This window comes from Tepidibacter aestuarii (assembly GCF_934924865.1).
Classification (GTDB): domain Bacteria; phylum Bacillota; class Clostridia; order Peptostreptococcales; family Peptostreptococcaceae; genus Tepidibacter_A; species Tepidibacter_A aestuarii.
Map to the genome: position 1 here is coordinate 764,564 of NZ_OW235315.1, position 12,568 is coordinate 777,131.

A 12,568-nucleotide genomic window follows, 5' to 3' on the forward strand; every position below is an offset into this window, starting at 1 on the left:
TCGAAATAATAAAAGCAGGAGGTAAACAGTATGGAACAAATTAATCAAATTGCACAATCTATCAATTCTTTGGTATGGGGACCACCACTTCTCATATTACTTGTTGGTACAGGTATCTTTTTATCATTTAAATTAGGTTTTTTACAAATATTCAGACTTCCATTAGCACTTAAGTATCTTTTCTCAGAAGATCCTGAGGCAAAAGATATGAAGGCAGAAGGTGACGTATCTGCGTTTGCAGCTGTTTGTACAGCATTATCAGCTACTATAGGTACAGGTAATATAGTTGGAGTTGCAACAGCAATAAGAATGGGAGGACCTGGAGCATTATTTTGGATGTGGGTAGCTGCATTCTTCGGAATGGCAACAAAATATGCAGAAGCACTTTTAGCAGTTAAATATAGGGTTGTAGATGATAATGGACAAATGTCTGGGGGCCCTATGTATTATATTGAGAAAGGATTCAAAAATAAGTTTCTTGCGAAATGCTTTGCTATATTTGGGATAGGAGTTTCTTTCTTTGGTATAGGAACATTTGCACAAGTAAACTCTATAACATCAGCTGTGAATATAGCGTTTAATGTTCCCGTTATAGTAACAGGAGTAATACTTACTATATGTGTTGCTATGGTTAGTCTTGGAGGAATAAAGAGTATATCAAAGGTTTCAGAGATTATAGTTCCTTTTATGGCGGCATCATACGTAATTTGTACATTAATAATACTTTTATTAAATGCAGGTCAAATTCCTGAGACAATGAGCTTTATAATAAAGAGTGCATTTACTCCAACTGCTGCAGCAGGTGGATTCGCAGGATCAACAGTTGCACTTGCACTAAAGAGTGGTATATCAAGAGGTGTATTCTCTAATGAATCAGGACTTGGTTCTGCTCCTATAGCGGCGGCTGCGGCTAAGACTAATTCTTGTGTAAGACAAGGTTTAGTTCAAATGACAGGTACGTTCTTTGATACTATTCTAGTATGTACAATGACAGGTTTAACTTTAGTTCTTACTGGTATGTGGAATAATCCAAATGTTGAAGGTGCTGCAGCTACGACTGCTGCATTTAGAGCTGGACTTCCTTCTATGCCTATTGTTGGAGAGTTAATAGTTACTGTAGGACTTATATTCTTTGCTTTTACTACTATACTTGGTTGGAATTATTATGGAGAGAGATGTACTGAGTATTTATTCGGAGTTAAAGGAATAAAACCTTTTAAATACATATTTATATTCCTTGTTGCAATAGGACCTTTCTTAAAGCTTAGCTTGATATGGACAATAGCTGATATAGTTAATGGACTTATGGCTATTCCAAATCTTATTGCTATAATAGGACTTAGTGGAGTTATATCAACAGAAACGAAGATGTATTTTGATGAATTGAGAAAACAAAAACAAGCATCTTAAAAATAAAACTCGATGGATTAAATCCATCGAGTTTACTTTTATACATCTATACCTTTATTGTCTATATTAAGTTCTTTTATACTCCACTTATTATCTAAAGTAGAAGTATATTTTTGAATTTTATTATAAAAATTTATGTCATTTTCTTTAAGCATTACCATTATAGTTGGACCAGCACCGCTTAAGAATACTCCTATGCTATCTAAATCTTTACATTTCTTTATTATATTATCATAGTCTTTAATTAAGCTTCCTCTGTACTTTTGATGGAGGCTGTCTTTACATGCAAGTTTAATTAAATCGAATTGACCGTTTATTAAAGCTGATACCATAAGAGAGACTCTTCCTACATTAAAAACACCGTCTTTATAAGGTATTTCACTTGGCAAAACTGCTCTTGATTTTTCTGTAGATAACTTAAAGTCTGGTATTAGTGCACAGAACTTTAATCCTTTTGGAATGTTTATTTTGCTGCAATATATATCATCGCCTTCTTTAATAGAAGTAACCATTCCTCCAAGAAGAGCAGGTGCAACATTATCTGGATGACCTTCAATTTCTGAAGAAATTTTTAAAATTTCATCTTTACTTAGTTTGTTACCAGCTATTTTATTAGCTGCAATTACTCCTCCTAATACACAAGATGCACTGCTTCCAAGACCTCTAGATATAGGAATATCATTTTCAATTTTTATTCTTATACCTTTATGTTTGTATCCGATTCTTTGAAAGCATTTTTTCATGGATTTGTATATTAAATTATCTTCATTGCAGTATTCATCGTCACAACCTTCTATTACAAGACCATCTTCTATTTCTTCAACAAAAAAATTATTGTATATATCAAGGGCTATTCCTAGACAATCAAATCCAGGGCCGACATTAGCAGTCGTTGCTGGTATTTTTACACTTATCATATTAATCACCTACACATTCAATATATTATTAATCATAGATTTCATCTTATCTTTTTTGCAAATACTACCATGAATTACTCTTTTATTTTCCAGTGCCTTTATAGGATTAGGAATTTCTAAATTTGATATATTTGATAATTTATCAATTAATCTAAAATCTGATAATATATCATAGTTGTTATCTATTGATTCTATAACACTTTCTGGGAACTTAAACGGGCTAGCCGTTGATGCGATTATAGTCTTAGTAGAATCATTAGTTTTTTGTCTGTATTTTTGATAAACACAGTAAGCTACACTTGTATGTGTATCCATTAGATAGTTAAAATCCCTGTAAACTTCATTTATAGTTGATGACGTTTCTTCTTGAGTTGCAAAGTCAGCGTAAAAGTCACCTAGCTTGCTTTTCATATCCTCATCGATTTCGTATATTCCATTAGTTTTCAGTTCTTCCATAAGATTATTTACTAAGTATGGATTTTTATTACTTATCTCATATAGTAGTCTTTCGAGATTACTAGATATTAAAATATCCATAGAAGGAGATGAGGTAAGCTTGAATTCTCGCCTTATATCATAAATCCCTGTATTTATGAAGTCGCATAAAACATTATTTTCGTTAGATGCACATATTAATTTGTTTATAGGAAGACCCATATTTTTAGCGTAAAAAGAAGCTAGTATGTTCCCAAAGTTCCCAGTTGGAACTACTATATTTATTTTTTCCTTTTCTTGGACATCTCCATTTTTTAGTAGTTGAACGTATGAATTGACGTAGTATACTATCTGAGGAACTAATCTTCCTATATTTATGGAGTTAGCGGATGAAAGCATATAATTTTTATTAGATAATAGATCATTAAATTCTTTGTCTGAAAAAATTTCTTTAACACCTCTTTGTGCATCATCAAAGTTACCATCTATGCCTATTACATGAGTATTTTTCCCGTCTTGAGTAATCATCTGTCTTTCTTGAATTGAGCTTACTCCTTTTTTAGGATAAAAAACTATTATTTGAGTATTATCTACATTATTAAAACCCTCAAGTGCCGCTTTTCCTGTATCTCCAGATGTAGCTGTTAGTATAACTATTTCTTTTTGTATATTTAAATTTTTACAAGAAGCTTTTAAAAGATGGGGAAGAATAGATAAAGCCATGTCTTTAAAAGCGAGAGTAGGTCCATGATAAAGTTCTAAAAAATAGCTGTTATCTACCTTTTTTAGTGGTGCTATTAAATTATTACTAAATTTATCATTATAAGCATTATCTATACAGTTTTTCAAAGTCAGTTCATCAAAATCGCTAAAGAATTTATTTATTATATAAAAAGCGATTTCATTATAAGTCATATTTATCATATTTTTAAAAGATATATCTATATAGGGGAACTCTGTAGGTACATATAAGCCACCATCGTTTGCCAAGCCTTTCAATATAGCATTTGAAGAGGTGACCTTACTAATATCTCCCCTTGTACTTTTGTATAAAATATTCATATAATACCACCTCTTAAACAAATTTTAAATTAATAATATAATACAATGTATATTACAAAAATACAAGTGTTTTTTACACATAAACAAAAAAATAAAGACTCGCTTGGTTGTAGAGTGTAAGTTTTTAGTTATATTCTTTACGATCTTATAATTTAATTACAAAAATACGTATACTTAAAAGGATAATTAAAAGATCTATTGTATTATGATAAGTAAATGATTAATATAGTATTTAGGATGCACTATATAATGGAAAGGACGTGAAAATATGTTGTATAGAAAATTTGGAAAGACTAATGAGGAGGTATCTGCACTGGGATTTGGTTGTATGAGATTCCAAGTTATAGATGGTAAGAATGATCAGATAAATGAAGAGGAAGCTATTAAGCAAATAAGACATGCTATAGATAATGGTGTTAACTATATTGATACGGCATACCCTTATCATGAAGGTATGAGTGAAATTGTTACAGGTAAGGCACTTAAGGATGGGTATAGAGAAAAAGTATTTGTGGCTACTAAGCTACCTTCTTGGCTTATAAAAAGTAGAGAGGATATGGATAAGTACTTAAATGAACAGCTTGAAAAGTTAGGAACAGATTATATAGATTTTTATTTGGTACATACATTGACTCAAAAGCTATGGAGTAATTTAAAAGAGAATGATTTATTCGACTTTTTAGATACTATAGTCAAGGATGGAAGAGTTAAGCATGTTGGATTCTCTTTTCATGATGAACTTCCTCTTTTTAAAGAGATAGTTGATGCTTACGATTGGGAGTTTTGTCAGATACAATACAATTTTATGGATGAGAACTATCAAGCTGGAAGAGAAGGCCTTAAATATGCAAGTGACAAGGGCTTAGGGGTTGTTATAATGGAACCTTTAAGAGGAGGAAGTCTTGCAAGAAATACTCCTAAGGATATTCAAGATGTATGGGATAGAGCTGATGTTAAGAGAAGCCCTGCTGAGTGGGCATTGAGATTTTTATTGGATCAGCCTGAGGTAAGCGTAGTACTTAGTGGTATGAATGATATGAATCATATAGACGAGAATATAAAGACTGCAAGTGATACTCATGAAAATTCACTTACTGAAGAAGAGAAAGCATTAATAGATGAGGCTAAAAATATATATTTAAATAGGATGGTTGTAAACTGTACTGATTGTAAGTATTGTATGCCGTGTCCAGCTGGAGTTAATATACCTAGAAATTTTGAAATTCTAAATGGTTCTTCTATGTACAATGATGTTGAACATTTTAAATGGATGTACAATAATTTCGTTGGTTATAAAGAAAAAGCTATGCATTGTGTAGAATGTGGTAAATGTGAAGAAGCATGTCCGCAGCATATAAAGATAATAGATAATCTTAAGAAAGTTAGTGAATTATTTGAACAAGAAAATAAATAAATATAGTTGAATTTCGTAAATAACCTGCCGTAAGGCAGGTTATTTTGTTTTAATGAAATTATAAATGAATTCATTGGGAAATCTATTTTTAAGGAATTTTTGGACAAATCAAAAAATATATTGACGAAACATGTACGTACAGGATATAATTATTTTGCAGACAACTTGTACGTACATGATAGGCTTAGAGAAAACGTTATCTGGATTTAAACAGATTTGCAAAAATAGATTAAGAGGGAGGATTTATAGATGTCTAAATTTTCGAATGATGTATCGCAATTACTAGAGTATATTGGTGGAAAAGAAAATATAGCAGCAGTGTCTCATTGTGTCACTCGTATGAGATTCGTGCTTAATGATCCTAATAAGGCTGATGTCAAAAAGATAGAAAGTATAAAAGCTGTAAAGGGAAGTTTTACTCAAGCTGGACAATTCCAAGTTATAATTGGAAATGAAGTAGCAACTTTTTATAATGAATTCACAGCAAAGGCTGGGGTTGAAGCTGTAAGTAAGGATGAGGCTAAAAAAGCTGGAAGACAGAACTTAACTTTACTTCAAAGGTTAATATCTCATTTAGGTGAAATTTTTTCACCACTTATTCCAGCAATAGTTGTTGGAGGTTTGATTTTAGGATTTAGAAATATTATAGGAGATATTAAACTTTTTGAAGCTGGAACTAAGTCTCTAACAGAAATATCTCAGTTTTGGGCAGGGGTACATCACTTTTTATGGTTAATAGGTGAAGCGATATTCTTCTATTTGCCAGTTGGAATTACATGGTCTATATCTAAGAAAATGGGTACAACTCAAATCCTAGGTATTGTACTGGGAATTACATTAGTTTCACCTCAGCTGTTAAATGCTTACGCAGTAGCTGGTGGTGCTGAGACTCCCGTTTGGGATTTTGGATTTACTCAGATAAAGATGATTGGTTATCAAGCTCAGGTCATACCTGCAATATTAGCTGGATTTGTTTTAGCAAAATTGGAGCTTATCTTAAGAGATAGAGTTCCAGGATATATTTCTATGATAGTAGTACCGTTCCTTGCGTTAATACCTACTGTATTATTAGCACATACTGTTTTAGGACCTTTAGGATGGAAGGTAGGTTCTATGATTTCAAGTATAGTATATACAGGATTAACTTCAACGTTTGGATGGTTATTTGCAGCTATATTTGGGTTTAGTTATGCACCACTTGTTATTACAGGATTACACCACATGACAAATGCTATAGATTTACAATTAATGAGTGAAATGGGTGGAACTAACTTATGGCCTATGATAGCTTTGTCTAATATAGCTCAAGGCTCTGCAGTTTTAGCAATGATTTACTTAAATAAAGATGATGAAGAAGAAAAACAAGTATCTATACCAGCTGCAATATCATGTTATCTTGGTGTAACAGAGCCTGCTATGTTTGGTATTAACTTAAAATATGTGTATCCATTTCTAGCAGCTATGATAGGTTCATCAATAGCTGCGGTAATATCTGTAGGTTCAGGAGTTATGGCTAACTCAATAGGAGTTGGAGGACTTCCAGGGATATTATCTATACAACCACAGTATATGGGAATGTTTGCAATAGCGATGATAATAGCTATAATAGTACCATTTGTATTAACAGTTATATTTGCAAAAAAGAAAATGACATTTAAAAAAGAAGAAAAGAGTATTTAATAAAAAAGGAGGGAGTCAATCTCCTTCCTTTTATTTATTATATAGCCAGCAGAAGGAGATAATTATAATGAAGGATTTTAAAAATAGTGTAGTATATCAGATATATCCAAAGTCATTTAACGACTCAAATAATGATGGATTTGGAGATTTAAACGGTGTAACTCGAAAATTGGATTACTTAAAGATGTTAGGAGTAGACTATATATGGTTGACTCCATTTTATGTTTCACCTCAAAATGATAATGGATATGATGTTGCAGATTACTGTAAGATAGATCCAAGGTTTGGAACCATTGAAGATTTTGAAAATATGGTTAAACAAGCTCAAGAAAGAGGTATAGAAATAATGCTTGATATGGTTTTTAATCATACCTCTACAGAGCATGAATGGTTTAAAAAAGCTATTGATGGAGATGAAAAATATAAAAATTACTATATATTTAAAAAAACAAAGAATGAAAAAGAACCTACTAATTGGCAGTCAAAGTTTGGAGGTTCTGCTTGGGAGTACGTTAAGGAATTCGATGAATATTATCTTCATTTATTTGATGTAACGCAGGCTGATCTTAACTGGGAAAATGAAGAAGTAAAAAAAGAAATATTTGATGTGGTTAATTTCTGGATAGATAAAGGAGTTAAAGGTTTCAGACTAGATGTTATTAACTTGATTTCAAAGCCTGATGTATATGAGGATGATCATGTAGGTGATGGAAGAAGATTTTACACAGATGGAATTAGGATGCATGAGTATTTAAAAGAATTAAATAAGGAGACGTTTGGAAAGCATAAGGATATTATAACTGTTGGAGAAATGTCATCTACTAATATGGATAATTGTATAAAATATTCAAACCCTGATGAAAAAGAGTTATCTATGGTATTTAATTTTCATCATCTTAAGGTAGATTATGAAAATGGAGACAAATGGACTTTAATGGATTTTGACTTTATAAAGCTAAAAGAGATATTAAATTCTTGGCAAATAGGTATGGAAGAGGGGAATGGATGGAATGCTCTATTTTGGAGCAATCATGACCAGCCTCGTATAGTTTCACGTTTTGGAGATGATAAAAAGTATCATAAAGAATCTGCAAAAATGCTAGCAACTTCTATTCATATGTTAAGAGGGACTCCATATATATATCAAGGTGAAGAGTTTGGTATGACTAATCAGTATATTGGTATGATAGAAAACTATAAAGATGTTGAGTCTATTAACTACTACAATATACTAAAAAGTGAAGGTAAGGATGAGAAGGAGATTATAAATATATTACAAGCTAAATCTCGTGATAATGCTCGTACACCTATGCAGTGGGATGAAAGTGAAAATGGTGGATTTACAATGGGAGATCCATGGCTTAAACCAGGACAAACGCATAAACACATAAATGCAAAATCTGCGCTCGATGATAAAAATTCAATATTTTATCACTATAAAAATCTTATTAAATTAAGAAAAGAGTATGAAGTTATCTCTAATGGAACATTTAGGCCAATACTTGAAGATGATAAATCAATATTTGCATATATTAGAGAATATGAAGGAGATAAACTATTAGTTGTAAATAACTTTTATCCTAAAGAAGCTGTATTTGAGCTTCCGCAAAATATGGATCTAGACAATTCTAAAGCTAAGATATTAATTTCAAATTACAGTGACTCTTCAACTGAAATACAAAAAATTAATTTAAGAGCATATGAGTCTATAGTTTATTATATTGAAAAATAATTATTAAAAAGTTACAATATATTAAGGTGATAATATATGATAAGCAAATATCTAATTATTTATGATGAAATAAAAGAGAAAGTAGAAAGTGGCGATATGAAGCCAAATACAAAGCTTTCATCAGAAAGTGAATTGATGAAAAAGTACAGCGTATCTAGAGATACTATAAGAAAATCTTTAAATCTTTTAGAGCAAAATGGATATATCCAAAAAATAAAGGGTAAGGGATCATTCGTACTAGATATTAATAAGTTTGATTTTCCTATATCAGGACTTACAAGCTTTAAAGAATTATCAAATAAAATGGGAGTTAAATCAAATACTATTTTAGAGGAACTTGAACTTGTTAAACCAGATGAGTTTTTGATGAACCAGTTAAATGTATCTAAAAACAGTGATATATGGAAGGTTATAAGAGTTAGAGAGATAAAAGAGCAAAAAATTATACTAGACAAGGATTTCTTTAATAAAAAGCATGTTCCATCACTTACCGAGGATATATGTAAGGACTCTGTATATGAGTATATAGAGGGAGAACTTGGTCTTAAAATAGGGTTTGCAAAAAAAGAAATAACAGTACAAAAAGCTACAGAAGAAGATAAAAAATATCTAGACTTAGAAGAATACGACATGATAGTTGTAGTTAAAAACTACACATATCTAGACGATATGAGCTTGTTTCAATATACAGAATCAAGACATAGACCTGATAAGTTTAGATTTGTAGATTTTGCAAGAAGAAACTAGAAGGTAACCTCTTATTAAGGGGTTATTTTCTTATTTTATGGAAGTTATATGATAAAATAAGATTTGATTTGTTTAATTTGGTTAATATAGGTTGCAAGTAATAACAAATAATTCACATAAAAAACAAACTTATAGTTCACAATTAATACCTATTCTAGTAGGAAAATAAAATATGGAGAATTTAAGAAAATTTTAAGATTCAATTAAGTATAAATCAAGATTTATGGATTATATTTAATTAGAGAGACTAGTCATCGGATAAATTGAATTTAGAATGGAGATATATCACATGAGCAGTTATAATTTAACTAGTAAATTAAAAAAAACATTTATTAAGAATTCTATTTTTTTTATAGTATTATTAGGAATACTTAATATTATATTAGTGCTACCCAAAAATATTAAAATGTTACACTTGCAATCAATTTTGAATCATAAGAACTTATATATTTTAAGCGGACTCATACTAATTTCCCTATGTAATAAGTATTATAAAAAAAAGACTTTTACAGAACAAATTGTATCAAGTGAAGATAGAACTAAAGTAAGAAGATATCTAAAAAAGTACGGATATAATTCAATATCATATCTGGCCTTAGAGAAAGATAAAAAATATTTTTTTTCTAAAAATATAGATGGTGCTGTTATTTATGTTATAAGCTCAGGTGTTGCCGTTTGTTCAGGAGATCCAATATGTGATGAAGATGATGCTGTACAGCTTTTATCTGAATTTATTTCATATTGCAAAGAAAAAGAATTTCGTATTTGCTTTTGTCAAATAAGTGGAAAATTTATAAATGAATTTAATAAACTAGGATTTGGATTTATTAAATATGGAGAAGAAGCTATGTTTGATCTAGAAACATATACTACATGTGGGAAAAAAGCTGCAAAAATAAGACAGGCTATCAACAATGCCAATAGATTAGGGGTAGAGATATTCGAGTATAAGCCTTTAGAAAATAAAGATACTACTATAGAAAAGGAAATACTAGAAGTTTCAAATGAATGGCTTTCTTTTAAAAAAAGCGGAGAATTATCTTTTATGTTAGGAAGTATTAGCCTAGACAATCCTATGGATAGAAGATATTTTATAGCAGTTGATTCAGATAAAAAAATATTAGGATTTGTTGTTTTTGTACCATTTTTAGGGGGAAAAGGATATTATGCAGATGTTACTAGAAGAAGAGCAGATGCTCCGATAGGAGTAATGGAAAAGATTATGATTAATGCTTTTAATGAAATGAAAAACGAAGGAGTTAAGTGGGGAAGCTTAGGAGTTGCGCCTCTTGCTAATGTAAGAGAGGATAAAGAAAAAATACAAATAAGCTTGTTTATAATGGAGTTTATTTATAAGAATATAAATAACTTTTATGGCTTTAAGAGTCTTCATCAATATAAGAAAAAGTATGGACCAACAAGGTGGGAATCTAGATTTCTAGCATATTACCCTAAGATTTTTACTCCTAAAATTGCATATTCTATAATAAAAGTAAAAAATCCTAATGGATTTAAGGATTTGATAATAAACCAAATAAAAAGAAAGTAAAACCTAGGTAATATAAATTTCAGATGGAGGAATTATAATGAAAAAAATATTAGTAACAGGAGCTGGAAGTGGATTAGGAGCAGAACTTGCCAAATGTTATGCAGAAGAAAAAAATCATATTATACTAGTTGGGCGTACAATAGAAAAATTAGAAAAAGTATCGAGTATGATTGTTCAAAATGGTGCAAGTGCAGAATGTATGCTTTGTGATATCAGTGATATTGATTCTATAAAAAGATTAGTTAAAAAAATTTCTATAAATCATAAGAGTATAGATTACTTAATAAACAATGCAGGAATAGGATTTTTTGGACCCATAGAAGATCTTACTATACATCAAATGAATATGATGATAGATGTAAATGTTAAGGGAACTATTATAATTACACAGGCATTATTACCTTATATAAATGAAAGAATATTGAATATAATATCAACAGCTGGTTTAAGGGGAAAGCCTAATGAAGCTGCATATTGTGCAAGTAAATTTGCAATCAGAGGATTTACAGAAAGTTTGCAAAAAGAATTAATAGATACAAAGTTAAAAATAACTGGAGTATATATGGGAGGAATGGACACGCCGTTTTGGGATGAATCGACGCATATAAAAGATAAAAGTAGACTAAAATCTCCAGCCGACGTGGCTAAAATAATAAGAATGAAGGACGATGGTAGAGCAGAAATCATAATTGATAAATAGTAAATTGTTTTTAAGATAAATTATTATTTTAGTTATGGATATTTTTTCAAATACTACAAAAAATAAACATAGTTAAAATTCATTTTGTTGGGTAAAAGATATATAAGATAAGGTGAAAGGAATGATTTTAATGAGAAGAGTTTTATATATTACTGGAAATCCAAAATATGAAGATAATTCATTTAGTTTATCTGTTGGAGAAAAATTTATAAATTTATATAAAGAGAATAATACTGAGGATGAGATAATAGAGATAGATGTGTATAGTTCAGATATTCCACTAATAGATAAAGATGTATTGAGTGGGTGGAATAAGCTTCAAGGGGGAAGTGAATTTACAAACTTAACTAATGAAGAACAAAGAAAAGTTTCAAGAATAAATGAACTTACAGACGAATTTATAAACGCTGATAAGTATATTTTTGTAACTCCATTATGGAATTTTTCATTACCTCCTATGATGAAAGCATATATAGATACTATATGTATAGCTGGTAAAACTTTTGAATATACTGAAAATGGTCCAGTTGGTCTATTAAAGAATAAAAAAGCTTTGCATATACAAGCTATGGGCGGTATGTATGAACAAGCTGTTTCTAATAATGCTGAATTTGGAAATACTTATATGAAGGCTATAATGCCATTTATAGGAGTAGAAGATGTATCTTCTATATTAATAGATGGAACTAGTATACTTTCTGAAGATCAGGTAAAATCTAGTTTATATGAAAAAATTGAACAAATAGCTAAATGTTTTTAATTTACAAGAGGAGTATCTTTAAATAAGATACTCCTCTTGTTTTAATTTTGAATAAATAAGTTTTTGTAATTAAGTAAATTTATCATATTTAGAAGCCAAATAGAATATAATTTATGGAAAAAAATTCTAATATAGTGTATAATGGGAGTATGTTAAAAAAAT

The 12,568-nt window shown here is 30.1% G+C and carries 10 protein-coding genes; 8 read left to right on the forward strand and 2 right to left on the reverse strand.

Annotation, left to right across the window (positions count from 1 at the left end; all coding sequences use genetic code 11):
- Positions 1-30 precede the first annotated feature (30 nt).
- A complete protein-coding gene (locus tag M2214_RS03610; protein ID WP_248482898.1) occupies positions 31-1,410 on the forward strand; it encodes an alanine/glycine:cation symporter family protein in 1,380 nt (459 codons plus the stop codon).
- Between the two features lie 38 nt (positions 1,411-1,448).
- On the opposite strand, the gene thrB is transcribed toward M2214_RS03610, so the two are convergent.
- Complete coding sequence (thrB, locus tag M2214_RS03615; RefSeq protein WP_248482900.1) at positions 1,449-2,327, reverse strand: homoserine kinase; 879 nt, start codon at positions 2,325-2,327, stop codon at positions 1,449-1,451.
- Between the two features lie 9 nt (positions 2,328-2,336).
- Positions 2,337-3,824: a threonine synthase gene (gene thrC / locus M2214_RS03620; RefSeq protein ID WP_330651545.1), complete on the reverse strand. Its 1,488-nt coding sequence runs from the start codon at positions 3,822-3,824 to the stop codon at positions 2,337-2,339.
- A 268-nt stretch (positions 3,825-4,092) separates the two neighbouring features.
- On the opposite strand from thrC, the gene M2214_RS03625 reads away from it, so the two are divergent.
- The 7 genes from M2214_RS03625 to M2214_RS03655 all read left to right on the forward strand — a co-directional run bounded on the left by M2214_RS03625 (position 4,093) and on the right by M2214_RS03655 (position 12,406).
- Positions 4,093-5,238: an aldo/keto reductase gene (locus tag M2214_RS03625; RefSeq protein WP_248482902.1), complete on the forward strand. Its 1,146-nt coding sequence runs from the start codon at positions 4,093-4,095 to the stop codon at positions 5,236-5,238.
- Between the two features lie 249 nt (positions 5,239-5,487).
- On the forward strand, positions 5,488-6,918 hold the full coding sequence (gene treP, locus M2214_RS03630; RefSeq protein WP_248482904.1) for a PTS system trehalose-specific EIIBC component: 1,431 nt from the start codon (positions 5,488-5,490) through the stop codon (positions 6,916-6,918).
- 67 nt (positions 6,919-6,985) lie between these two features.
- Positions 6,986-8,650, forward strand: coding sequence for an alpha,alpha-phosphotrehalase (treC, locus tag M2214_RS03635; protein WP_248482906.1), 1,665 nt, complete (start codon positions 6,986-6,988; stop codon positions 8,648-8,650).
- A gap of 36 nt (positions 8,651-8,686) precedes the next feature.
- On the forward strand, positions 8,687-9,397 hold the full coding sequence (gene treR, locus M2214_RS03640) for a trehalose operon repressor (RefSeq protein WP_248482907.1): 711 nt from the start codon (positions 8,687-8,689) through the stop codon (positions 9,395-9,397).
- 427 nt (positions 9,398-9,824) lie between these two features.
- A complete protein-coding gene (locus M2214_RS03645) occupies positions 9,825-10,946 on the forward strand; it encodes a bifunctional lysylphosphatidylglycerol flippase/synthetase MprF (RefSeq protein ID WP_248482909.1) in 1,122 nt (373 codons plus the stop codon).
- Positions 10,947-10,983: 37 nt separating this feature from the next.
- The gene (locus M2214_RS03650) at positions 10,984-11,646 is read left to right on the forward strand and encodes an SDR family NAD(P)-dependent oxidoreductase (protein WP_248482912.1); all 663 of its coding nucleotides are present in this window, start codon (positions 10,984-10,986) and stop codon (positions 11,644-11,646) included.
- Positions 11,647-11,776: 130 nt separating this feature from the next.
- Positions 11,777-12,406: an NAD(P)H-dependent oxidoreductase gene (locus tag M2214_RS03655; RefSeq protein WP_248482914.1), complete on the forward strand. Its 630-nt coding sequence runs from the start codon at positions 11,777-11,779 to the stop codon at positions 12,404-12,406.
- The last annotated feature ends 162 nt before the right edge of the window (positions 12,407-12,568 follow it).

Excerpts from the sequence above, each read along its gene's own strand:
- M2214_RS03610 (WP_248482898.1), top strand. The coding sequence starts at position 31 with ATGGAACAAATTAATCAAATTGCACAATCTATCAATTCTTTGGTATGG.
- thrB (WP_248482900.1), bottom strand. The coding sequence starts at position 2,327 with ATGATAAGTGTAAAAATACCAGCAACGACTGCTAATGTCGGCCCTGGA.
- thrC (WP_330651545.1), bottom strand. The coding sequence starts at position 3,824 with ATGAATATTTTATACAAAAGTACAAGGGGAGATATTAGTAAGGTCACC.
- M2214_RS03625 (WP_248482902.1), top strand. The coding sequence starts at position 4,093 with ATGTTGTATAGAAAATTTGGAAAGACTAATGAGGAGGTATCTGCACTG.
- treP (WP_248482904.1), top strand. The coding sequence starts at position 5,488 with ATGTCTAAATTTTCGAATGATGTATCGCAATTACTAGAGTATATTGGT.
- treC (WP_248482906.1), top strand. The coding sequence starts at position 6,986 with ATGAAGGATTTTAAAAATAGTGTAGTATATCAGATATATCCAAAGTCA.
- treR (WP_248482907.1), top strand. The coding sequence starts at position 8,687 with ATGATAAGCAAATATCTAATTATTTATGATGAAATAAAAGAGAAAGTA.
- M2214_RS03650 (WP_248482912.1), top strand. The coding sequence starts at position 10,984 with ATGAAAAAAATATTAGTAACAGGAGCTGGAAGTGGATTAGGAGCAGAA.
- M2214_RS03655 (WP_248482914.1), top strand. The coding sequence starts at position 11,777 with ATGAGAAGAGTTTTATATATTACTGGAAATCCAAAATATGAAGATAAT.